This window comes from Methylobacillus pratensis (genome assembly GCF_054072455.1).
In genome coordinates this window covers 1-22,850 of record NZ_JBSUSR010000009.1, presented here as the reverse complement: position 1 = coordinate 22,850, position 22,850 = coordinate 1, and the positions used below count along the sequence as shown (strand labels likewise).

At 52.5% G+C, this 22,850-nt stretch carries 18 protein-coding genes; 9 read left to right on the top strand and 9 right to left on the bottom strand.

Annotation, left to right across the window (positions count from 1 at the left end):
- Positions 1-79 precede the first annotated feature (79 nt).
- Entirely contained in the window at positions 80-1,051 is a 972-nt protein-coding gene (gene trhO / locus ACW4YW_RS15520; protein WP_457138397.1) for an oxygen-dependent tRNA uridine(34) hydroxylase TrhO, read from the bottom strand.
- Positions 1,052-1,287: 236 nt separating this feature from the next.
- Between trhO and ACW4YW_RS15515 the strand changes: the two genes are divergently transcribed.
- From ACW4YW_RS15515 to ACW4YW_RS15505, 3 genes are all read left to right on the top strand, one after another.
- On the top strand, positions 1,288-3,486 hold the full coding sequence (locus ACW4YW_RS15515) for a TonB-dependent receptor (protein ID WP_457138396.1): 2,199 nt from the start codon (positions 1,288-1,290) through the stop codon (positions 3,484-3,486).
- A 40-nt stretch (positions 3,487-3,526) separates the two neighbouring features.
- Positions 3,527-5,845, top strand: a complete 2,319-nt coding sequence (locus ACW4YW_RS15510) for a TonB-dependent receptor (protein WP_457138395.1) — start codon at positions 3,527-3,529, stop codon at positions 5,843-5,845.
- A gap of 98 nt (positions 5,846-5,943) precedes the next feature.
- Entirely contained in the window at positions 5,944-6,627 is a 684-nt protein-coding gene (locus ACW4YW_RS15505; protein WP_457138394.1) for a Fe2+-dependent dioxygenase, read from the top strand.
- 6 nt (positions 6,628-6,633) lie between these two features.
- Here the strand turns inward: ACW4YW_RS15505 and ACW4YW_RS15500 are convergent, their stop codons facing one another.
- Positions 6,634-7,920 (bottom strand): YhjD/YihY/BrkB family envelope integrity protein, encoded by a 1,287-nt coding sequence (locus tag ACW4YW_RS15500; protein WP_457138393.1) that lies wholly within the window; start codon positions 7,918-7,920, stop codon positions 6,634-6,636.
- A 22-nt stretch (positions 7,921-7,942) separates the two neighbouring features.
- Positions 7,943-8,896 (bottom strand): prolyl aminopeptidase, encoded by a 954-nt coding sequence (gene pip, locus ACW4YW_RS15495; protein WP_457138392.1) that lies wholly within the window; start codon positions 8,894-8,896, stop codon positions 7,943-7,945.
- A gap of 271 nt (positions 8,897-9,167) precedes the next feature.
- Between pip and ACW4YW_RS15490 the strand changes: the two genes are divergently transcribed.
- The 4 genes from ACW4YW_RS15490 (at position 9,168) to ACW4YW_RS15475 (ending at position 14,325) form a co-directional block, all read left to right on the top strand.
- On the top strand, positions 9,168-11,045 hold the full coding sequence (locus ACW4YW_RS15490) for a methanol/ethanol family PQQ-dependent dehydrogenase (RefSeq protein WP_457138391.1): 1,878 nt from the start codon (positions 9,168-9,170) through the stop codon (positions 11,043-11,045).
- A 135-nt stretch (positions 11,046-11,180) separates the two neighbouring features.
- A complete protein-coding gene (locus tag ACW4YW_RS15485) occupies positions 11,181-12,098 on the top strand; it encodes a substrate-binding domain-containing protein (RefSeq protein ID WP_457138390.1) in 918 nt (305 codons plus the stop codon).
- Between the two features lie 90 nt (positions 12,099-12,188).
- A complete protein-coding gene (locus ACW4YW_RS15480; protein WP_457138389.1) occupies positions 12,189-12,746 on the top strand; it encodes a c-type cytochrome in 558 nt (185 codons plus the stop codon).
- Between the two features lie 244 nt (positions 12,747-12,990).
- On the top strand, positions 12,991-14,325 hold the full coding sequence (locus ACW4YW_RS15475) for an NAD(P)/FAD-dependent oxidoreductase (RefSeq protein ID WP_457138388.1): 1,335 nt from the start codon (positions 12,991-12,993) through the stop codon (positions 14,323-14,325).
- Between the two features lie 81 nt (positions 14,326-14,406).
- On the opposite strand, the gene lplT is transcribed toward ACW4YW_RS15475, so the two are convergent.
- From lplT to ACW4YW_RS15445, 6 genes are all read right to left on the bottom strand, one after another.
- Complete coding sequence (gene lplT / locus ACW4YW_RS15470) at positions 14,407-15,582, bottom strand: lysophospholipid transporter LplT (RefSeq protein ID WP_457138387.1); 1,176 nt, start codon at positions 15,580-15,582, stop codon at positions 14,407-14,409.
- An 89-nt stretch (positions 15,583-15,671) separates the two neighbouring features.
- Positions 15,672-17,069, bottom strand: coding sequence for a PhoH family protein (locus ACW4YW_RS15465; protein WP_457138386.1), 1,398 nt, complete (start codon positions 17,067-17,069; stop codon positions 15,672-15,674).
- Between the two features lie 11 nt (positions 17,070-17,080).
- Positions 17,081-17,536, bottom strand: a complete 456-nt coding sequence (locus ACW4YW_RS15460; RefSeq protein WP_457138385.1) for a peroxiredoxin — start codon at positions 17,534-17,536, stop codon at positions 17,081-17,083.
- A gap of 86 nt (positions 17,537-17,622) precedes the next feature.
- On the bottom strand, positions 17,623-19,092 hold the full coding sequence (locus tag ACW4YW_RS15455) for an ATP-binding protein (RefSeq protein WP_457138384.1): 1,470 nt from the start codon (positions 19,090-19,092) through the stop codon (positions 17,623-17,625).
- Positions 19,089-19,910 carry an energy transducer TonB family protein gene (locus ACW4YW_RS15450; RefSeq protein ID WP_457138383.1) on the bottom strand — a complete coding sequence of 274 codons (822 nt, stop codon included), beginning with the start codon at positions 19,908-19,910 and terminating at the stop codon, positions 19,089-19,091. Before ACW4YW_RS15450 ends, ACW4YW_RS15455 begins: the two co-directional genes overlap by 4 nt.
- A 77-nt stretch (positions 19,911-19,987) precedes the next feature.
- Positions 19,988-20,929 carry a quinoprotein relay system zinc metallohydrolase 2 gene (locus tag ACW4YW_RS15445; protein WP_457138382.1) on the bottom strand — a complete coding sequence of 314 codons (942 nt, stop codon included), beginning with the start codon at positions 20,927-20,929 and terminating at the stop codon, positions 19,988-19,990.
- A gap of 145 nt (positions 20,930-21,074) precedes the next feature.
- Here ACW4YW_RS15445 and ACW4YW_RS15440 point away from each other — a divergent pair, with 145 nt between their 5' ends.
- On the top strand, positions 21,075-22,028 hold the full coding sequence (locus tag ACW4YW_RS15440) for a beta-propeller fold lactonase family protein (protein ID WP_457138381.1): 954 nt from the start codon (positions 21,075-21,077) through the stop codon (positions 22,026-22,028).
- A 75-nt stretch (positions 22,029-22,103) separates the two neighbouring features.
- A complete protein-coding gene (locus ACW4YW_RS15435) occupies positions 22,104-22,703 on the top strand; it encodes a cytochrome b (protein WP_457138380.1) in 600 nt (199 codons plus the stop codon).
- The last annotated feature ends 147 nt before the right edge of the window (positions 22,704-22,850 follow it).

Sequence of the window (22,850 nt, the reverse complement as noted above, 5' to 3'; positions counted from 1 at the left end):
CGGTGTGAACTAAGCCTTATATTACGCAACATCGCACCCTTCCCAGGCATTTGCAGATGCCTAGGAGTCACCCCTAGAGCTAGGCTTCTGGGGGTGTTTTTTTAATTTTTGATTGTTTGTGAATCGCCGAGTATTTGCGCGCATTGTCGCCAATGTGTTCTTCCCCGCGCTGGCGGGCAATCTCAATCTGCTTTTGCCTTTCTTCAATGCTAGCGCGCTTTTCAGCTGACAGTTTGTCGTAGCAGCGGGGACAGGAAATGCCTTTTACATATTTCGGTGATGCCATATCTTCGGTAGAAATGGGATGGCGGCATGCAAAGCATTGATCGTAGTGTCCTACCTCCAAGCCGTGTTTTACAGCGACTCGCTGGTCGAATACAAAGCATTCACCCTCCCATAGACTTTCTTCTTGCGGAACGGTTTCCAGGTACTTCAGAATGCCGCCCTGCAAGTGGTATACCTCTTCAAATCCTTGTTCCAGCATATATGAACTGGCTTTCTCGCAACGAATGCCGCCTGTACAGAACATGGCGACTTTCTTGTTTTTTGCCGGGTCAAGATTGTTGCGAACATAGTCGGGAAACTCGCGGAATGTGTTAGTGGCAGGGTCAATGGCGCCCTTGAATGTGCCAATACCATATTCATAATCATTGCGCGTATCAACCACGATGACATCCGGGTCGGAAATCAAGGCATTCCAGTCTTCGGGCTTAACGTAAGTCCCTACTTTCTTGTTGGGGTCGATGCCCGGTACCCCCAAAGTCACAATTTCCTTTTTCAAGCGCACTTTCATGCGATAGAACGGCATTTCATCGGTGAAAGACTCTTTATGGTCGATATCCGTCAATCGCGGATCCTGACACAGGTAGGCCAGCAAGGCATCAATGGCTTCGCGGCTGCCAGCCACGGTTCCGTTGATTCCTTCTTCCGCTAACAGCAGGGTGCCTTTGATGCTTTGGGTGTTACACAAGGCCAGCAAGGCTGGTTGAATTTCCTGGTAATCAGGCAGGCTAACAAACTTATATAAAGCAGCGACAACAATATGCGACACGGCAAACTCTCAATCGATGTGCCTGTAAAAATACAAGCAAATTAACAGGTTAAGCAGAATTCTACAATTAAGTAAGAATGCATTAAAGCATAATATTTTAATGAAATTTCCATAATTTTCATATGGTTATTATGTTGCAAATTTACAACAAAATATAAATTCTACTTGTATTGAGAATATTTCTTATTTATATTCCATCTTTGTTAATTTTTGTAAATAGTTGTAAAGGGGATATTGTGCAAAACACACATAATGATCAGGCGTTAAAGCCGCTTGTGGCGGCTATGGCTTTGGCATTCACTGGCTCTGTAATCGCGGCAGAGGAAGGTGGATCATTACCAGAGTTACAAGTTGAGGCCAAAAAAAGCACTGGTTATAAAGCGGAAAAATCTGCCAATCAAAAATTCACTGCACCGCTGATTGATACACCAAAATCAGTTTCGATCATTACTGAGGAGTTGATTAAGGATAGTGGTTCTCTGACATTCCAAGATGCATTGCGTACTACACCAGGTATCACTTTTGGTGCAGGTGAAGGCGGTATTTCTGTTGGTGACCGTCCATTCATTCGCGGTTTTGATGTGTTCAATTCCATTTATGTAGATGGCTTGCGAGATATTGGTTCGCAGCAACGTGAAATTTTTGCTATTGAGCAATTGGAAGTTATCAAGGGGCCAAGTGGTGCATTTGATGGTCGTGGCTCTGCAGGTGGCAGCATCAATATCGTAACTAAGCAAGCTAGAGCTGGTAATTTTACTTCTGGCTCCGTAGGTATTGGCACAGATCGATACCGTCGTGCAACATTCGATGGCAACTACATGCTGGGTGATAATGCTGCGGTTCGCTTAGTTGGTATGGTGCATGATGCTGATACCCCCGGGCGTGACAATGTGGATGTGAAGCGCTGGGGTTTCATGCCATCAATTACATTGGGGCTTGAAGGGCCAACTCAATTAACTGCCAGTTGGTATCACCTCGAGACTGATGATGTGCCAGATTGGGGATTGCCATACGAGCAGCGTGGGGGTATTCCTTCTGGTCGTCCAATCAGCGTAAGCAAGGATAACTGGTACGGGATAAATGGCCGGGATTTTCATAAAACTTCTGCAGATATTGGAACAATCAAGCTCCAGCATGCCTTTAGTGAAAACGTTACAGTGCGTAATACATTCCGTTATGGAAAGACATCTAATCGATATTTCCTGACTAGGCCAATGGCCACGGGGGGAGCGTTTTTTCCGGATACAGGTATTGTTAATAGAAATGATAACCGTAACCGCGGTTCCGAGACAGAAACACTGGCAAATTTGACCGATATTTCTATCAAGTTCGACACTGGTTCTGTTAAGCACCAAGTGAATGCTGGTATTGAAATCAGTAAAGAAGAAACAAGCAACCGTGCGTATAGTGGTGGCGGTATTTTGGGCGGTGCAAGCAATACTGGAACAAATGCTTATGATCCGGTTAATGATGTTCCGTATAACCCCGTTATTCGCAATAGGTTCGCGAGTTATGAGGCTGAGACACTCAACAAGTCAGCCTATATTTTTGACAGCATGGAATTATCCGACAAGTGGTTGTTGAATGCAGGGCTGCGTTATGACAGCTATCGGAATCAAATCAAGAACCAGAATGCAAATACTGGAGTAGTGACCAGCGAGTTCGAAAATGACAAGAGCTTCTACAACTATCAGTTGGGTGCTGTATATCGTGTGGCGGCAAATGGAAATATTTATGCTACATGGGCAACATCATCTTCGCCAGTTGGCCTTGCCAACGGTGAGTTTGGTTATGCTGGCGGTGGTTTGAATGCGGATACTCAAGACTTGTCTCCAGAGCGTAGTCGTACATTAGAGCTTGGGACAAAATGGAATGTGCTGGAAGATTTGGCATTGACTGCTGCTGTATTCCATACTGAAAAAACCAATGCGCGTGTTGGTAGTCTTGCGGGTGATATTACCAACAGAGGTGAGGCTGTAGTAAAAGGGGTTGAGTTCGGAGCAGCCGGCAAGATCACTAACCAATGGAAAGTCTTTGCTGGCTATACATATCTTGACGCGGAACAAACCAAGGCAGGAACAGACGCTGATTCCAACCAGGTTGGTTCTGCGGCATCCAAAGGTAAGCAATTGGCTGGTGTTGCTAAAAATAGCGCCAGTGTCTGGACCACTTATGATGTATTGCCCAACTTGACCGTGGGGGGCGGTGCGTTTTATATGGATAAGGTTTATGCTGATCCCGCCAATAATGCATACATTCCTTCATATGTTCGTTGGGATGCTATGGCCAACTATAAGATCAACGACAAAATTGATGTGCAGTTGAATATTCAAAACCTGACAGATAAGCGCTATTTCAGTGGTACATATTTCCGTCATTTCGCATTGGTTGCTCCCGGCCGTGTGGGATTCCTGTCGCTAAACTTCAAGTTCTAAATTTTTTCCAGCAAAATCAATACCCCATAGAGTTTCTTCTATGGGGTATTTTCATTTCTCGGGCAATGTAAAGAAAATTCAGCGTTACAGTTCCCCCTCAGTATGTGTGTTGAAATGTGAATGTTTATTATTTATATTCCGTTTCCCAAATGTTTGTCAGGAAAATGAAAGGGAAACTGTGCAAAAAAATCTTAATCAGAACATTGAGTTGGCAATCAAGCCAGTCGCTACTGCAGTGGCGTTGTTGTTTGCCACGCCGGTGGTTGCAATGGCTGCGGACGAAGAGGTAACGACCTTGCCTGAAACGACTGTTCAGGTACATAAGGAAAATAAATACAAGGTAGAACGGTCTGCGAATCAGAAATTTACATCTTCGCTGCAAGACACCCCCAAAACAATCAGTGTGATTACTGAGGATGTGATCAAGGATAGTGGTTCTCTCACATTGCAGGATGCCTTGCGTACAACGCCTGGCATTACATTCGGGGTTGGTGAGGGCGGTTCGGGTGGCGCTATGTCCGATCGCCCATTTATACGTGGGTATGATGCGCAATCCTCCATATTTGTCGATGGTTTCCGGGATTTGGCAACGCAAAACCGCGAAGTATTTGCAATCGAGCGTGTGGAAGTGATCAAAGGGCCTGGAGGTGCATTTGACGGACAAGGGTCTGCCGGGGGTAGCATCAATATCATCACCAAGAAAGCCAAGGCGGACAACTTTACATCCGGTACCATCGGTATCGGTACTGATAGCTACCGCCGTGCGACGTTTGATGGCAATTACATGCTACGGGATGAAGCTGCCATTCGCCTGGTTGGCATGGTGCATGATGCGGATACGCCAGGGCGTGATAATGTGGATGTGAAGCGCTGGGGCTTCATGCCTTCGCTGACCTTGGGTTTGACTGGGCCTACCACTGCTACCGTGAGTTGGTATCACATGCAAACGGATGACATGCCAGATCGAGGCTTCCCATTCTTAAATGGCGAACCCATCCATGTAAGCAAGGATAACTTTTTTGGCTATACCAATCGCGACTACCAGAAAACAAGAGCGGATATAGGCACCTTGGAGCTGAAGCATGCCTTCAGCAATGATGTGGTGTTGAGAAACATCAGCCGGTACGGTGTATCCGAAAATAAATATGTGATGACTTCTCCTGGTGGGGCAGCGGCGAATTTCCCGTTTCTTACCCGCACAAATCATGCGCGCAATGTCGAAACAACGACGATTGCCAACATGACGGATTTATCATTTGCGTTTACCACTGGCTCGGTTAAACACAAGATGAATGCAGGGGTACAAGTCGCTCGCGATGTGACATATCAATACCGCAACGTCAATGTCACAGGCGTCAATCCGCTTGTGAATGCCTATGATCCAGACAATAGGGCTCCTGCTGGTGTGGCGGATGTGGTCTTCCCTGACGACAAGGAAAATAATCGAAGTGCTACCCTCAGCAAGTCGATTTATGCGTTCGACTCCATTGAGTTCAACGAAAAATGGTTGTTGAATGCAGGCATCCGCTATGACAAATTCGAGTCGCAGCGTCATACGAATATCCTGTCGGCCACGCCAACATCGCCGGAAGTCGCGGTAAAGTCGGACGACGGTATCTTCAACTACCAGTTGGGGGTGGTTTACAAGCTGCAACCTAATGGCAATATCTACGCGACTTATGCAACATCCTCCGTTCCTGTCGGTATTAGCAATGGTGTGACGGGGCCTGATAACAGTTCAGAGGTCGCCCTCAACACTCAGGATCTTGATCCCGAGCGTGTCAAGAGCTTTGAAGTCGGTACCAAGTGGGATGTGCTGGATGGTTTAGCATTGAATGCTGCAATCTTTCACACCAAGCGTACGGATACCAGGCTCACCAATGCCGCGACCGGGCTTCTCGACAATGTCGGTGAAACCAAGGTTAAAGGGGTAGAGTTTGGCGCTGCGGGCCGCATCACTGACCAGTGGAATGTGTTTGCAGGCTATACCTATATGGATAGCGAACAGGTCAAAGTAGGTAATGTACCCACCAACAAGGGCAATCAAATGCCAACAGTTGCAAGGCATAATGCGAGCTTCTGGACAACTTATCAGTTATTGCCACAGTTGACTGTCGGGGGTGGAGCTTTCTACTTAGACGACGTCTACGTCAACGTGCAGAATACGCTGAAAGTGCCGTCTTATTTGCGACTGGATGCGATGGCTGCCTACAAGTTTGATGAGCGAGTCAGTTTGCAGTTGAACGTACAGAATCTGACGGACAAGCGCTACTTCAGTAATTCGGGTGCCTCCCACGGTGGCTTGGCTACGGTTGCGGCGGGGAGGTTTGCCTTCCTCTCGCTGAACTTTAAGTTCTAATATGATATAGGTTTAGTTCAATATATCTCTTACTCTAGCCCTATAGAGAGTTAAACTCTCTATAGGGTTTTTGCTTGTTGGTTTGATGGGTAAATAAAATGTTGATTGAAATTCCAGCAGTATTGAGCAAGGAGCAGGTGGCGCAGTGTCGGCAATTGATGGATGCGGCGGAATGGGTGGATGGCAATGTCACTTCAGGCAGTCAATCCGCATTGGCCAAGAACAATATGCAATTGCCGGAGGGTTCCCAAGTCGCGCGGCAGGTTGGCGATTTGATTCAGGATGCATTGGGGCAGAGCCCGTTGTTCATTTCTGCCGCCTTGCCGCTCAAGGTATTTCCGCCTCTGTTTAATCGCTATGCAGGCGGGCAGGCCTTCGGGACGCACGTGGATAATGCGATCCGCCAGTTGCGCGGCACTAATTTCCGTATTCGCAGCGACCTTTCCGCGACTTTGTTCTTCTCTGAGCCCGAGGATTATGACGGTGGGGTGCTGACGATTGAGGATACGTTCGGCACCCAGGAGGTGAAACTGCCAGCAGGGCATATGGTGCTTTACCCTTCCAGCAGTTTGCATTACGTGACGCCTGTCACGCGCGGAGCCCGGGTGTCATCGTTTTTCTGGATGCAGAGCATGATCCGCGACGATGCGCAGCGTACACTGCTGTTCCAGCTGGACAGCAGCATCCAGGCGATTGGGGCCGAGCGCGGCGGCAAGGATCCCGAGGTGATTCGCCTGACCGGCGTCTATCACAATCTATTGCGGATGTGGGCGGATAGCTAGAGCGGCCTAAGCCGAGCCGTTTATATGGCTGTGCTGCAGGCGCGTCGCTATCTGGCGTAGGAAGTTCATGGTGATTTGCGGCTCGCCTTGCAGCAGCGTTTCGATATTCTCCGAATTGACTACCACGACCCTGGCTTCTTTGGAAACCACGATGGCGTCTGCAACCCTGGGGGTTTGGGTAAGGAAGGCCATTTCGCCAAAATAATCGCCGCTGTCGAGTTCGCGCAGTACTTTCTCTCCCAGCATAAGCTTGATCTGGCCTGAGACAAGGTAGTAAAGGTCGTGGCATTGATCATTGACTTTAAATATATAGTCGCCGCGCTGGAATGTCTTGCCATAGCGCTCCATTAACTCGTCCAAGTAAGTCGCCTTGTCTTCCGGCATCTGATCGAACAGTCCCCGCAGCAATAGCACGTCTTTTTTGCGCAGCGTGGAGATCAGCGTGGTGCCGAGCATGAATACCACAAAAGTGTAGTAAAGCCAGGCAATCGAGATGAACAGGTTCTTCATGCCGCCAAATACCGCGCCATAAGCGGGATTTATAGACAAGAACAGGCTGAAGGCCGGACGCATGGCGAGCCATAACATCGCTGTCACCACAGCGCCGATCATGATATGGGACAGGCGCAGGCGCACCGGAAAATAAACGCGGTAGAAAATCGCCGTCAATAATGTGGTGAGTGCGATGGAAGTGGCCGAGTTGATGTATTTGGAGTGGGCGGTGTGCGGCTCCAGGATGTTGATCACTTTTTCTATCCCCAGCCCAAGGATGGTAAACAGGAAGAACATCAACAATATGCCAAGCACGCCCAGGATATCCTTGATCTGGCGCCGCAGGAACGAAGGCTTTTCCTGGACGCTGGCAATGGTGTAGAAGGCTGATCGCAAGGCGCCAGCCAGCGGGACCGCCAGCCAGAACATGGCGATGAAGCCGAAAACGCCCCAGGCCGCCTTGTGCTGCGAGGCGTTATAGACTTCCACCATGATGCGGTTGCTGAGGTTGGGCACCAGGTTGCTGACGATGATCGCCAGTTTGACGGTGGCATAGTTGGACGACACCACCAAATGGCTCAGCAGGAAAAACATGAGCACGATCAGCGGAATCAGGGCAAACATGGCATAAAACGACAGCGATGCGGAAATGCCGAACCCGTTGTGGACCTGGAAGCTGCCCAGTGTTTCACGCAAGACGAAGAACGGCGTGCTGTAGCGGTGGCGCGCGTAGGCGCGGCGCGACTTGTGCAACGCCGGATGGCCGCTCAGGTGTTTGACCTTGGAAATGTTGAATGCCAAAGAACCGCTCCTGTTACCTTGCTCAGCCTAGAGCTTGCTTGAATTTCTCTGTCGCGGCAATCAGGGCGCTCCTGGTGCCGGCTTCCATGCCTGAATGTCCGGCATCGGGAATCATGTGGAATTCCGCATGCGGCATGGCGTTGTAGAGCTCGTGCGCGGTCAATGGCGGGCATACCATGTCGTAGCGACCTTGCACGATGACGGTCGGAATCTGTTGCAGCTTGGCGGCTGCCTCTGCCAATAAATCACGTCCTCCCACAAAGCACTGGTTCTTGATGTAATGGATTTGCACCCGGGCGCGTGCCAGCTCGACTTTGCCGTTGATGCCTGGCTCGCTGGTGGTGGCGATGGGCAGTAAGGTCATGATGCTGGATTCGAAGGCATTCCAGCGTATTGCTGCTGGCTCATTCACAGCGGCGTCATCTGCAAACACGCGCTTTGCATATGCGCTTAAGGGGTCATGCTGTTCAGCGGTTGGCAAGTAGGATAGCAATTGCTGCCAGGCTTCCGGGAAAAAGTGCTGTACATCGTGCAGGAACCAGTCCAGCTCGCTTTGGCGGCTCAGGAAAATGCCGCGGAGGATGAGGCCGGTGACATGTTGCGGATATGCCAACGCATAGTTCAGTGCAAGCGTGCTGCCCCAGGAGCCGCCAAACACCATCCAGCGATCGATGGCCAGGTGCTGGCGTAGTGCGTCCAGGTCGGCCACCAAGTGGTCGATCGTATTCTCCTCAACCTCTCCTTGCGGGGTGCTGCGCCCGCAACCGCGTTGATCCAGCAGGATGATGCGGTAATGGGCTGGGTCGAAATAACGGCGCTGGCCCGGATTACAGCCGCTGCCAGGGCCGCCGTGCAGGAATACCACCGGCTGACCGGCTGGGTTGCCTGATTGCTCATAATAAATGGAATGCAGGTTTGAAACGGCCAGCATGCCCTGCTGATAAGGTTGAATGTCCGGGAAAAGCGCGTGGTTCATGAATGAGGGTCTCATCTATAAGGGAGATTATTTTTCTGTATATGGGAAATTGTCTCGCCAAGTTTAGGAATTATTTAATTGTAAGTAAAATGTAAATGAAGTATTGCAAAACATTTTTTCCTGCACTAAGATGCAGTCTACTCGCTTCAAAGTGAGTAAAAGGCAAAGTCTCAACGATGCTGCAACAACCCGTAATTATAAATGGGAGGTGGTATATGTGGGGCTGGGTCTTGTTAAACCCTTAGTAGTATCACTATGGAGATTTATAAAAATGGAGATGAGCAAAATCAAGCTGGCGCTTGGTGTGGCATTTGGCATGGCTATGGCTTTGCCTATGGTTGCATCTGCAGCTGCTGACCAAGAAGCCGCAATGAAGGACCCCAACAACTGGGCACATCCACGCGGTCAACATAACAACCAGGGTTACAGCACTCTGAACCAAATCAACAAGAGCAACGTCAAGAACGTTAAGGCAGCTTGGCAATTCGCTACCGGTGTAAACCGTGGTCACGAAGGCTCTCCTGTTGTTGTTGGCAACATGATGTATGTGCATACAGCATTCCCTAACAACGTTTACGCGCTTGATCTGAACGACAATCAAAAGATCGTCTGGGCTTACTTCCCTAAGCAAGATCCTTCCGTGCAAGCTGTTCTCTGCTGCGATAACGTCAGCCGCGGTTTGGGTTTCGGCGATGGCAAGATCTTCCTGCAACAGAATGACGGCGTATTGGTTGCCCTGGATGCGAAGACTGGTGCCAAGGTTTGGGACGTTAAGGTAAACGATCCTAAGGTTGGCGCTACCAACACCAACGCTCCTCACGTCATCAAGGACAAGGTCCTGACAGGTTGCTCCGGCGCTGAGTTCGGTGTTCGCTGCTTCCTGGCTGCTTACAGCCTGAAGGATGGCGCACTGGTATGGAAGGCATACAGCACTGGTCCTGACAGCGAAGTGCTGATCGGCAAGGATTTCAACAAGGATAATCCTCACTACAGCTCACTGTCCGTATATGAAGACGTGAACGGCGGTAACAAGGAAGGCGGTTCCTTCAAGGCTCTGCCTAAGGAAAAGCTGAAGTTCCCTGAAAAGGACCTGGGCGTTAAGACCTGGCTGAAGCCACAGGCCGTTAAGGATGGTTGGCAGCACGGTGGCGGTTCCACATGGGGCTGGTGGCCATATGACCAACGTACAAACCTGGTTTACTACGGTACTGGTAACCCATCCGTTTGGAACCCAGATGTACGTCCTGGCGACAACAAGTGGTCCATGACTATTTTCGCTCGCGATCTGGATACCGGTATCGCCAAGTGGGGCTATCAAATGACGCCTCACGACGAGTGGGACTATGACGGCATCAACGAAGTGATCCTGTTCGACAAGGGCGGCAAGACTTACGCTTGGCACCATGACCGCAACGGTTTCGCTTACACCTTTGACGCACATACCGGCAGCATCATTGCAGCGGAAAAAGTACACCCGTTCGTCAACTGGGCTACTGGTGTTGATCTGAAGAGCGGTGTTCCTCAGAAGGATGGTAAGTACTCTACTCACCAAGACTACAACGCCAAGGGTATCTGCCCTGCCGCGCTGGGTACAAAGGACCAACAGCCTGCTGCTTACTCTCCACGTACCGGCCTGGTTTACTCTCCACTCAACCACGTTTGTATGACATACGAGCCAGTTGAGTCCAAGTACATCGCCGGTCAACCATGGGTTGGTGCTACTTTGACCATGTTTGCTGGTCCTGACGGCGTCATGGGCGGCTTCGCTGCTTATGACCCAATGACCAACAAGAGCAAGTGGTACAACAAGGAGAAGTTCTCTGCTTGGGGTGGTGTTCTGACAACTGCTTCCGACCTGGTGTTCTACGGCACTCTGGACCGTTGGTTCAAGGCTGTTGACGCACAATCCGGTAAGGAGCTCTGGAAGTTCCAAGTTGGTTCTGGCGTGATCGGTAATGCTTTCACCTACACCCACAAGGGTAAGCAATACGTTGGCGTGCTGTCCGGTATCGGCGGTTGGGCTGGCGTTGCGATGAACCTTGGCCTTGACAACGACACCGATGCGCTCGGCGCTGCTGGTGGTTACAAAGAACTGACCAAGTACAACGCTGCTCCTGGCGGCGGTGCACTGAACGTGTTCAGCCTGTAATCGTCTGATTAATGCAGAAGATTCAAAGCTGACATTAGGTTAGTTGCTCCCAAGCACCCTGTCTTAGGACGGGGTGCTTTTTATCTTTGATAGGCAATTAGTTAGCAGGCTTATCAACGCAGAAGGAAGTAGGTAATGTTAAAAACGCTGAAGAAGATTTCATTGGTACTTGTGCTGTCTGGCGTAAGCCAAGCTGTCATGGCAGGCGGTGCCACCAATACATTGGAAGTTGATTCCGAGGTAGGCCGTGGTGGTCTCCCGGTGCGTGAAGACAATCCCCATGAATTGAAGGTCTGCGCGGACTATGACAACTTACCCTACTCAAACGGCAAGCAAGAAGGTTTCGAGAACAAGATTGCCGAGCTGATCGCCAAGGATCTTGGCAAGACCCTGACCTACCAATTCTGGTATGACCGCATGGGGTTCATCCGCAATACATTGAATGCGCGTCGCTGTGATGTGATTATCGGCACGGTTGCCGGTAACGACATGATGGCGACTTCCAAGCCTTATTACCGTTCAGGTTACGTATTCGTTTACCGCAAGGATAGCGGATATGACATCAAGGACTGGGATTCCCCAGACCTGCATAAAGGCATTATTGGCGTGGTAGGGCAGACGCCGCCCTCCCGGCCGCTCAACGACAAGGGCTTGCTTGGCAACTCCCGTCCGTACCGTATCCAGCGCGACCTGAATTTGCCGCCCAGTTTTGTGATTGACGACCTGGTCAAGGGCGAAATTGATGTCGCCATCCTCTGGGGTCCAATTGCCGGCTATTACGCCAAGAAGGCGTCTATTCCACTGGTCGTGGTGCCTGCCCCTGAATATGAACAAGAAAACATCCATGGCAAGGAGTACTGGAATATTTCCCTAGGCGTGCGCAAGCGCGACAAGGAGCGCCTGGCCATGTTGCAGGAAGTGCTGGACCGCCGTCACGACGACATCATCAAGATCCTTGATGAGTACGGCATTCCTCACGTTCCAGTGGTCGAGGGTGATGACATCGAGAAAAAATCCAAAAATAAGGGTGATGTTATTCCCAAGTTTGAATAGTATTTTTCATGAACTGGGTCAACTATTCATAGTCTGACTCGTTAATTGAAGTGCAGACTCGTTAGTTCTTAATAAAGTAGTCGAAGTTTAATGTTCAAAAAGCAAGGAGAAAGTATGTTGAATCATGGAGTGATCAAAGCAACCTTGGCAGCCTCTGTGCTGGCGCTGGCGGGACTGGCGGTGCCAATGCAGGCGAGTGCTGCCTGCAACCTGGTGTCCACCAAGGATAATAGCCCTCTGAATATCAAGGTGGCTGATGATGATACCCCTGAAGCCAAGGAGTTCCTGGAAACATGTGTCAATCCATACACCAAGATCTATGCTGCTGATCCAGAGAAGGCAAAGCAAGGCAAGAAGAAGTTCGGCCTGTATTCCTGCACCACCTGCCATGGCCCGAATGGCGATGGCCAAGTAGCGGTTTCGATTACCGACGATCGTTGGCAATATAACAAGCACATTACCGACAAGGGTATGTTTGAAACCATTGCAGGCGGTTCCAATGGCGGTATGGCAACTTGGCACAAGCAAGTGTCTGGCAACCCTGACCTGGTTTCAACCGATGAAATCCTGAAGATCGTCGGTTTCCTGCGCAGCCAATATAAGGGTGGCGGCGACAAGCCATGGTTGAACGAACAGCCACAAAAATAAATAGCGTAGGATGACGCTGGGTCTAAAGCAGCGGTTGTTCATCCCTCACTAAAGAAAAGACGGTCATTGTTTACGCGATGACCGTTTTTTTATGCGCGAAGCCCGGCCTTTAGAGGTAAAATCAAAACATTCCTTTTTGCGCAAGCCCGCTGCCATGGTCATTGACGGGCGGTTGTATATAGCAACGCTATGCTTGCCATTGAGATGTACGGATTTATATTGATTAGTCCTGGAAAGTGAAGTTATGCAATTGGAAACGCAAACAAATTCGGATTTGCACCGCGTCGTGATCGTCGGTGGCGGTGCGGGCGGGCTGGAGCTTGCCACGCGCCTGGGCAGAAGTCTGGGACGCAAGAAGAAAGCGCATATCACCCTGATCGATTGCACCCGTACCCACGTCTGGAAGCCGTTGCTGCATGAAATTGCCGCAGGCAGCATGAACCCGGACAAGCATGAGCTTGAATACATTGCCCAGGCGCACTGGCACCACTTTCACTTCCGGCTCGGTCGCATGGATGGCCTGGATCGGGCCAAGAAGGAGGTGCATGTCGCGCCTTATTACGATGAAGGCGTGGAAGTCATTCCCCGGCGCGTATTCAAGTATGACACCTTGATTATCGCGGTCGGCAGTACGACGAATGACTTTGGCATCTCTGGCGCGCGCGAGCACTCCATTGCGCTGGATACGCAAAACCAGGCCGAGCGTTTCCATAAACAGCTGACCAACGCCTTGATCCGCGCGCAAACCCAGGCCGAGCCGGTACAGGCTGGTCAGTTGGAAGTGGTGATCGTCGGCGCCGGCGCCACGGGCGTCGAGCTTGCTGCCGAACTGCACAATACTACCCGCGAACTGGCTGCATTCGGCCTGGACAAGATCAACCCTGACCGCGATATCAAGATTTCCATCATTGAAGCGAGTGACCGCGTGTTGCCGGCACTGCCGCCCAAGCTGTCCATGGCGGTGGATGTCGAGCTGCGCAAGCTGCGTGTGCATGTCTATGCGGGCGAACGGGTCACCGAAGTGACGAATAAAGGCGTCTATACCCACAGCGGCCGTTTCATCCCTTCAGCGCTGGTGGTGTGGGCCGCAGGCATCAAGGCGCCGGATTTCCTCCGCGAGCTGGATGGTCTGGAAGTGAACCGCATCAACCAGCTGGTGGTCAAGCGTACGCTGCAGACCACGCTGGATGAAAATGTCTTTGCGTTCGGCGACTGCGCGGCTTGTCCGTGGCCTGGCCATGACGAGAACGTGCCTCCGCGAGCCCAGTCTGCTCACCAGCAGGCTTCCATGCTGGTGAAGACAGTCAAAGCGCGAGTGGCAGGCAAGGACAACCTGCCTGAATACACCTACCGGGACTACGGTTCGCTGGTCAACCTTGGGCGCTACTCCACCGTAGGCAGCCTGATGGGCGCGATTGCGGGCGGCAGCATGTATATCGAGGGCCTATTTGCTCGTCTGATGTATCAGTCCTTGTATCAATTGCACTTGATGGCGCTGCACGGCTTCTTCGCCGTGGTGCTGCAGATACTCGCGCGCATGATCACGCGCAGGACCGAGGCCAGGGTCAAGCTGCATTAATGCACTGGTGAAAGTCAGCAACAAATAAAAAAGCCCGGACAAGAATCCGGGCTTTTTTATTGATCCTATCAAGCGTAAAGGCTATTTCTGCTTTCCTAAATGCTGCGCTTGATAGAGCTTGTATATTGCCCCCATGCTCACGCTGACGAACAGGCCGAACACCACAATAATGAAATTGATGTGGATGTCTGCCTTGATCATCAGGGTGTAGAGGCTGATCAGGGCGGCGATGCCCAGGTTCTCATTGAAGTTCTGCACGGCGATCGAATGGCCTGCGCCAATGAGCAAATGGCCGCGATGCTGCAGCAGGGCGTTCAAGGGCACGACGAGATAACCGCTCAAGGCACCGATCATGAGCAGCAGGATGCAGGCAACAATCCAGTTGGTGACAAACGTCATGCCAATCACCAGCAAACCTACCGCAATGCCAACCGGAATAACGCGTGCGGAATTTTCCAACTTGACCATGCGCGCGGCAGCAATGGAGCCGATGGCAATGCCGATCGCGACCACGACCATGAGATAGGTGGATTGCTCCTGGCTGAAATTCAAGGCGAAACCGGCCCATGCCAGCACGACGAAACGCAATGTCGCTGCAACGCCCCAGAACAGGGTGGTGACGGCCAGGGAGACCTGGCCTTGCGCATCTTTCCATAATGTCTTGGTTGCGATCCAGAAATCCTTGACCAGAAACGTCGGGGTTTTCTTCGGCGGTTTATGATCCACCGGCACCTTGGGGATATAGATATTGAATATGGCTGCGGAAAGATACAGCACCGTGATCACGATCATGGCGACCTGGATATTGATGCTGGGCAGGATCGCGCCGATGACGGTGCCGAGCACGATGGCCATGACGGTGGAGCCTTCCATCCAGCCATTCGCCTTGACCAGCATGGAGGGCGGCAGATACTCGGTCAGGATGCCGTATTTTGCCGGCGAGTATGCCGCGGCGCCGATGCCGACAATGCCGTAGGCATATAAAGGCGGAACGCCCAGCACCATCGCCGTACTGCCGATGAACTTGATGGCATTGGAGACGAACATCACCCGGCCCTTGGGGAAAGCGTCGGCGAAGGCGCCGACAAAAGGGGCGAGGATGATGTAGGAGATGACGAAGAACCATTGCAGCAATGGGTCGTGCCAGCTAGGGGCCTCCATGTCTCTCAGGAGCGCAATTGCGGTGAACAGCAATGCATTGTCAGCCAGCGCGGATAAGAATTGCGCCAGCAGTATGATATAAAAACCCCAGTTCATCGCTGCTTTATTGCGCCCCGGTAAGAGGGTGCATTTATCCTGTCATTATGACTGGCTATGCCAGATTGAGTCATTGTAGTGGCCGATTATTACAATATGTCTGCTGCAAAATCTGCCAGCCTGGATCGCTCGCCGCGAACCAGGGTAACGTGCCCGTTGTGCTCCCAGCCCTTGAAACGATCGACCACATAGGTCAGGCCGGAGCTGCCTTCAGTGAGGTAGGGCGTATCAATTTGCGCAATATTACCTAAACAAACGACTTTCGTCCCGGGTCCTGCACGCGTAATGAGAGTTTTCATCTGTTTTGGCGTCAGATTCTGTGCTTCATCGATGATGAGGAACTTGTGTAGGAAAGTGCGCCCGCGCATGAAGTTCAATGATTTTACCTTGATGCGGGTGCGGATCAGGTCCTGGGTTGCCGCACGGCCCCACTCCCCTGCGTCCTCGTCGGACTTGTTGAGTACGTCGAGGTTGTCTTCCAACGCCCCCATCCACGGTGCCATTTTTTCCTCTTCCGTGCCGGGCAGGAAGCCGATATCCTCACCGACCGGGACGGTGACGCGGGTCATGATGATTTCGCTGTAAATCTTTTTGTCCAGCGTCTGGGTCAATGCGGAGGCCAGCGTCAGCAGGGTTTTGCCGGTACCCGCCTGTCCCAGCAGCGTGACGAAATCCACTTCCGGGTCCATCAGCAGGTTGAGCGCGAAGTTCTGCTCGCGGTTGCGGGCCGTGATGCCCCAGATGTTGTGCTTGGACTGGGTATAGTCCTTGACCACTTCCAGCACGGCCGTGTTGCCTTCGATCGAGCGTACGATCGCGTGAAAAGGCTTCTCGTATTCGTAATAGACGAACTCGTTGATCAAGAAGCTCTTGCAGAGCGGCCCGGTGATGCGGTAGAACATCCTGCCTGCATCCTGCCAGGATTCCATGGCCTTGCTGTGCTTGTCCCAGAAGTCCGCCGGGAGCTCCTTCATGCCGCTGTAGAGCAGGTCGGTGTCTTCCAGCACCTTGTCATTGAAGTAATCCTCGGCAGCCACGCCAATCGCGCGGGCCTTGATGCGGATATTGATATCCTTGCTGACGAGCACCACTTCCCGGCTCGGCTGCGATGTCTGCAGGCTGAGCACCACGCTCAATATCTGGTTGTCAGCCTTGCTGCCGGCCAGCATGGGCAGTTCAGTTGTCACCGCCTCCGTCTGCAGGAACAGCTTGCCGCTGACGTGCTTGTTGCCATTGATGGAGAGCGGACAGCCTTTTTCCAGGTCCGCCAGGTTGCTGCCCACGATTTCTTCCAGGTTCCGGCTTGCCTGGCGCGCATTGCGTGCGACCTCTGTCATCCCCTTCTTGTTGTTGTCCAGCTCTTCCAGCGTGACCATGGGGAGGTAGATATCATGTTCCTCGAAGCGGAACAGGCTTGACGGATCGTGCATGAGCACGTTGGTGTCAAGTACAAACAGTTTGGTGCTTGCTGTGCGCTTTCTGATCATCTGGCAGCCTTTTAAAGGGATTGAATGAATTCGAGCACTTGCTGTGCGTGGCCGTCCACTTTCACTTTCCGCCACTCATGGACCAGGATGCCCTGTTCATCGATGACGAAGGTGCTGCGTTCTATGCCACGTACTTCTTTACCATAAAGTTTCTTCATCTTAATTACGTCGAACAACGTACAGGCTTTTTCTTCCGTATCTGATAGCAACTCAAACGGGAAATTGAATTTGGCCTTGAAGTTCTCGTGAGACTTGAGGCCGTCCCGCGAAATGCCGACGATTTCTGTATTGCTGGCCTGGAATGCCTCGTAGAGGTCGCGCAGATCCTTGCCTTGGTTGGTACAGCCGGGGGTGTTGTCCTTGGGGTAGAAGTAAATGATCAGTTTTTTGCCGATATAGTCGGAAAGCTTGAAAGTTTTTCCGCTGGTGGAAGGGAGTTCAAAATCTGGAATTGCTTGATTCAACATAGTAGACAGTAAGCTCTAGACGCTCCCATTGTTGATAAAAACTCCGGATATGGCAAGCGGCTTATGGTGTGTTGTCCACATTAGTTTCATGAGGGCTGATAGTCGCGCGGCAGGATGATTTCCGTCGTGGTGCCGCCCTTTACCCGGTGGTTGAAGTGGATGTGACCCGATAGCGCTTCCATCACCTTGAATGCAAAGGGAATCCCCAGCCCGGTACCGAAGCGCTTGGTGGTGGGGCCTGGGCTGGCCGCATGGGGGTCCGGGGTGAATGGCATGCCCGGACCCTGGTCGCTGATCGTGATATGCAGGCTGTCATCGGCGATATCACAATGAATGGCGATGTCGCTGGATTGAGGGGATGCTTCCACGGCGTTCAGCAGCAGGTTGTAGAGCGCCTGCTCCAGCAGGTTCTCGTCGGTGAACATGCGGTCGTTCATATCCTGCCAGTCAGGCAGTTGTACCGATATCTGCTTTTCCTGGATTTTCTGCTGCAACGGGGCGAGGGCGCCTTGCAGGATTTGGCGTAGCGTGGTGGCGCTGGCATGCGGCTTCAACGGGTGCAGGTATGCCAACAGTGCGCGGGTCCAGCGGTCCAGGCGATCCACGGTGCTGATGATGGCGGTGAGGGAATCGCGAGTTTCCTGGTCGAGATGCGCGCTGTCCGCCACTTGCGCCGTGGCGCGGATACTGGCCAGCGGGTTGCGGATGTTGTGTGCGAGCATGGGCACCAGCAGGCCAAGGGCGGCCTGCTTCTCCGAGCGTACCAAGGCTTCCTGGCTGCGGTTCAGCTCGTGCGCCATGCTGTTGATGGCGGACGACAACGCAGCCAGTTCGGCAACACCCTCTTCCGGCGCCTTGTGATCCAGATTGCCGGCGCTGATTTCGCTGGTGGCGTGCAACACGTTGCGAATGGGGCGCACGATGGCCCGCTTGAGGAATATGTGGGAGAACACCAGCAGCAGCAATGCCAGTCCGATCGGGATGATCAGCAGGGTGAATGCGGTGTGTTTGACGTCCTCCAGCCGCGCGGAGAGCTCACTATGTTTTAAAAGCAGCAGGCGTTCCGCGCGGGCGGAGATAATTTCGTAATGATGGAAGATGCTGGATTCCAGATGGGTGTTCAGCACCTTCTCCAGCTCGGCGTTGTTGTAGTCCTCCACCAGGGCGAAGATATGCTGCGTTTCCTGGATCAAGTCCTGATAACTGGCGTTCAACTCCATGATGGCCGATCTTTCCTGGCTGTCGGCCGTGAGTTCCAACAGCTTGCGGAAATGCGCGTCGATCGAGAGGGTATAGACGTTGTACTCCTCTTGCGCTTGCGGGTCTTTCAAGAAGTGCAGGTCGAACAACTCCTTCATCTGCCGGTACAAGTCGCCGCGTGTTTGCTGGATTTCCTGCACCATGAGATGGATGCGTTGCGATTCCTGCGAGGACTGGTCCCAAATGCGCATGCCGATCACGCCGGCGGTTCCCGCGAGGATGACCAGCAGGAAGAACGTCAACTCATGGATCAGCAAGACATCCCGGAGCGATTTTGCCTGTGGCTGGTTGCTCATGACGATTCCAGTGTGAAGGGAACAGGAACCAGAATGACCAGGTGCTTGCTGTTGCGCAATATTTCGGGCGGTTGCGGCAATGGGGACGCTTTTTTCACCATGGCGATGGCTTGTTCATCCAATACGTTATGGCCGCTGGATTTCTTCACCTGGGTCGAAAGCACATGGCCAGTCTCGTCGCAATGCACCTCCAACAGTACTTCGCCTTCCCATCCCCGCATTTGGGCAATCCGCGGGTATTGCTTGTACTTGGCGATGGCGCGTGAAAGCAGGCTGCCGTACAAGCTTCGTGCGGCATCTATATCCTGCTGGCTTGGCCCGGTCGGTTGCGGCGGCGGGGCCGGTTCTGGCGCAGGAGGCGCTACGGGTGCGACCGGGGCCGGCGTCGGGGCTTCCCTGGGCGGAGCCGTCATGACATCGGGAACGGCGGCTGGCGCGGGAGTTTCCACGGTTTCATGCTGGGTAGGCTTATCCGCCATGCGAGGCGGCTCCGGTGGCTTGGGCGCAGGTTTTGGCGGAGGCGGCACAGGCTTAGGCGCTGGCTTGGGAACGACAGGGACAGGTTCCGGCTCCGGCTGTTTGACTGGCTCCACAGGCGTAATGGTTTCAGGTTCGGGCAACGCAGCGGATTGGGCGGGGCTGGGTTGCGGCGCCAGTTCAACCTGGAGGGTGGTCGGCTCGGGTGTTTCTGGAGCAGTAAAATCCAGCACGGGCAATTGCATCAACAGCATGACATGGAACGCCATCGACGCCACGATGGCCCAGCCGATGCTGTGCTGGTTTGCCGGTGCAGGGGCTGAGTGGGCGATCGCAACCAAGGTAGTCGATGAATTACTGTACGTTATCAAAGAAGGGCATTACTGATTATAGACCGGCCATGGTTGTCTTTTTGGAATTATTCCCATTCAAGCACAGGATAAATCAGATTGACATTGCGCCGATTGACCACATTGAACAACTGCCAATGGGCAGCCTCGCCGCTCGCGGCACTATCCATCGCCTGCTCCATACTGCGGCCTTGCTTGATGGCTTCTCGCACATCATGCAGCAAAAGGTTGAGATAGCGGGCCTGATTGCCCAATGCGCCTTGGAAGTCCTGGGTGGCCGGGCCGTGGCCAGGTATTGCATGCTTGACGCCTTGGAGCTGCTGCAGCTTGGCGATGGCGGAAAGCCATCCCTTGATATCGCCGTCGATGGAAGGGGTGCGCTCGATGAAGAGCAGGTCGCCCGTCCATAACGTGCCGGTTTGTTCATCCAGCACCGTGAGGTCGGTGTTGGTATGGGCATTGGGATAGGCCGTCAGCAGCAGTTTTCTCTCGCCGAGGTCAAGCTCCTGGGTGGACTCCACCAATTGGGTCGGCGGGACGATCTCGCTGCCCGAGAACCCTGCCCCGAGGAGGTCATGGCCTTGGCGCAAATAGGCATCGCTGCGCAAGGCCATGGCATTGGCCAGTTTGGCATGGCCGATAAAGACAGGATGTTCATGCTTGAAGGCCGCATTGCCAAAAATATGATCAGGATGGATATGCGTATTGATCACATACAAAATGGGCAGGTCGGTAACCTGGCGAATGGAGGCGAGAAGGGCTTTGCCCACCTGCTTGCTGCCGCCAGTGTCGATGACGGCCACCCCTTTTGCCCCGATGACGAAGCCGATATTGCTGATATCCCCTTGGTACCCTTCATCCAGATCGAGGTGGGCGCCTTGGTGCATATAGACCCCCGGGGCTACTTGTTGCATGGGCAGTGCCGCTGGCGCGCTGTGCGCAGGCAGTATCCATAGGGTGCTGGCGATGCACAACAGGAGCGTGAGGTAATGGATGAGTCGACGGGCCATAATGAGGAAACTACAAAAATTGCATGGTAAATGGCGATATACAATTCTGTAAACACCCTAATTGAACTTGAGAAGTATCGCGGCGTCTGAAACAATGCGTGTAAACGACAAAAACAATATTTTAAATACTATTGGAGAATGTATTATGCAATGCAATTTTGAGATAAAGCTCATGACGGCTGCGGCTGCGCTGGCGTTCTCGAGCTCCTTGCTCGCGGCGCCTTTTGCCTATTCCACCAATGAGAAATCGGGGACGATTTCAGTAATTGATACCCAGACCGACAAGGTTGTGGATACCTTCGATGCGGGCAAGAAGCCTCGCGGTGCCGCCATCACCAAGGACGGCAAATACATTTTCGTGAGCGACCAGAAGCAAAACTCCCTGCTGGTTATCGACCTCAAGACCAAGAAAGTGACTGACAAGATCAAGCTCGAGGAATCGCCGGAAGGCGTCGGCATCTCGCATGACGGCAAATGGATTTCTGCGGCCAACGAGGAAGACAACAGCGTGGCCGTGATCGACACCAGCACCCACAAGGTAAGCTACATCGTGCAGATGCAGGGCAAGAACCCTGAACATGCCGAATTCAGCCCCGATGGCAAATGGATGTATGTCAGCGCTGAAGAAGCCAAGTATGTCGATGTCGTCGATATTGCCAAGCGCGCTTCCATCAAACTGGTCGAAGTTGGCGAGCGTCCGCGCGGCATCGGCTTCCTGCCGGACAGTTCGCGCGCCTATGTCGCCAATGAGGCAGCAGGCAACGTATCCGTTTTCGATACCAGCAAGCACGAAGTGATTGCGACGATTCCAGTGGGACAACGCTCCAATGGCGTTCAGGTGCTGCCTAACGGCAAGAAAGTCTATATCTCCAATGGCGGCGATGGCACCCTGTCCGTGATCGATACCGCCACCAACAAAGTGACAGCCACCATCCCGGTCGGCAAGCGTCCATGGAACATGGCCCTGACTCCGGATGGCAAGAAGCTGTATGTCGCCAATGGTAAATCCAACTCCGTGACCGTCGTCGACACCGTCGCGGACAAGGCGCTGAAGGAAATCCCGGTTGGGGATACTCCATGGGGCGTATTCGTCCATTAGCCATTGTTGATTGACCCTGGCCCCGGCATCTGCCACTACTTGGCAAGTGCCGGGGCTGTTTAGGTTGGAATGACCATGAATAACCCCAACAGGTATACCAAGGTGGCAATCACGCTGCATTGGCTGATTGCGATCGCCATACTTTTCCTGTTTGCGCTTGGTTGGTATATGAACGAGCTTCCCCGCAGCGGGGAAAAGGTCATGAGTATTGATCTCTTCGATTTGGGTGCTTATACCTTGCAACTTGCCGAGGCTGCCACCCCCCGCACCTTTTATTTCAACTTGCACAAATCGATCGGTTTCACCGTGCTTCTGCTGGTCGGCCTCAGGTTGTATTGGCGGCTGATGCACCGGCCGCCAGCCTTGCCCGACTCGATGAAGCGCTGGGAAAAAATAGTGGCCCACGGCACCCATCATTTGCTGTATCTCATGATGGTGTTGATGCCCGCGACCGGGCTGTTGACAACGCTGTATAGCAAATACGGCCTGCACTGGTTTTCCGTCCCGGTACTGCCTGGCTTGGACAACGCCGGACTGCGGGATTTCTTTGTGGCGGCGCATGAGTTCTCTGCCGCAATACTGATTACCTTGATCGGCCTGCATATTGCAGCAGCGCTCAAGCATCAGTTCATTGACAAGGACAATATCCTGAAGCGTATGTCATTATTTAACTAAAGCTTATCTTGTTGTTACATCTTGCGTAACAGCGTGCCTAATATGAAAACACCCTCAGGACTATTATCCTGAGGGTGTTTTTTCATGGTAGCCAAATGAACTGGACTATCTGTTTGCAGATACCGGCGTACTTACTTTATCCCGCCT

Excerpts from the sequence above, each read along its gene's own strand:
- ACW4YW_RS15510 (WP_457138395.1), top strand. The coding sequence starts at position 3,527 with ATGGGGTATTTTCATTTCTCGGGCAATGTAAAGAAAATTCAGCGTTAC.
- ACW4YW_RS15505 (WP_457138394.1), top strand. The coding sequence starts at position 5,944 with ATGTTGATTGAAATTCCAGCAGTATTGAGCAAGGAGCAGGTGGCGCAG.
- pip (WP_457138392.1), bottom strand. The coding sequence starts at position 8,896 with ATGAACCACGCGCTTTTCCCGGACATTCAACCTTATCAGCAGGGCATG.
- ACW4YW_RS15490 (WP_457138391.1), top strand. The coding sequence starts at position 9,168 with ATGGAGATGAGCAAAATCAAGCTGGCGCTTGGTGTGGCATTTGGCATG.
- ACW4YW_RS15485 (WP_457138390.1), top strand. The coding sequence starts at position 11,181 with ATGTTAAAAACGCTGAAGAAGATTTCATTGGTACTTGTGCTGTCTGGC.
- ACW4YW_RS15480 (WP_457138389.1), top strand. The coding sequence starts at position 12,189 with ATGTTCAAAAAGCAAGGAGAAAGTATGTTGAATCATGGAGTGATCAAA.
- ACW4YW_RS15475 (WP_457138388.1), top strand. The coding sequence starts at position 12,991 with ATGCAATTGGAAACGCAAACAAATTCGGATTTGCACCGCGTCGTGATC.
- lplT (WP_457138387.1), bottom strand. The coding sequence starts at position 15,582 with ATGAACTGGGGTTTTTATATCATACTGCTGGCGCAATTCTTATCCGCG.
- ACW4YW_RS15465 (WP_457138386.1), bottom strand. The coding sequence starts at position 17,069 with ATGATCAGAAAGCGCACAGCAAGCACCAAACTGTTTGTACTTGACACC.
- ACW4YW_RS15460 (WP_457138385.1), bottom strand. The coding sequence starts at position 17,536 with ATGTTGAATCAAGCAATTCCAGATTTTGAACTCCCTTCCACCAGCGGA.
- ACW4YW_RS15455 (WP_457138384.1), bottom strand. The coding sequence starts at position 19,092 with ATGAGCAACCAGCCACAGGCAAAATCGCTCCGGGATGTCTTGCTGATC.
- ACW4YW_RS15445 (WP_457138382.1), bottom strand. The coding sequence starts at position 20,929 with ATGGCCCGTCGACTCATCCATTACCTCACGCTCCTGTTGTGCATCGCC.
- ACW4YW_RS15440 (WP_457138381.1), top strand. The coding sequence starts at position 21,075 with ATGCAATGCAATTTTGAGATAAAGCTCATGACGGCTGCGGCTGCGCTG.
- ACW4YW_RS15435 (WP_457138380.1), top strand. The coding sequence starts at position 22,104 with ATGAATAACCCCAACAGGTATACCAAGGTGGCAATCACGCTGCATTGG.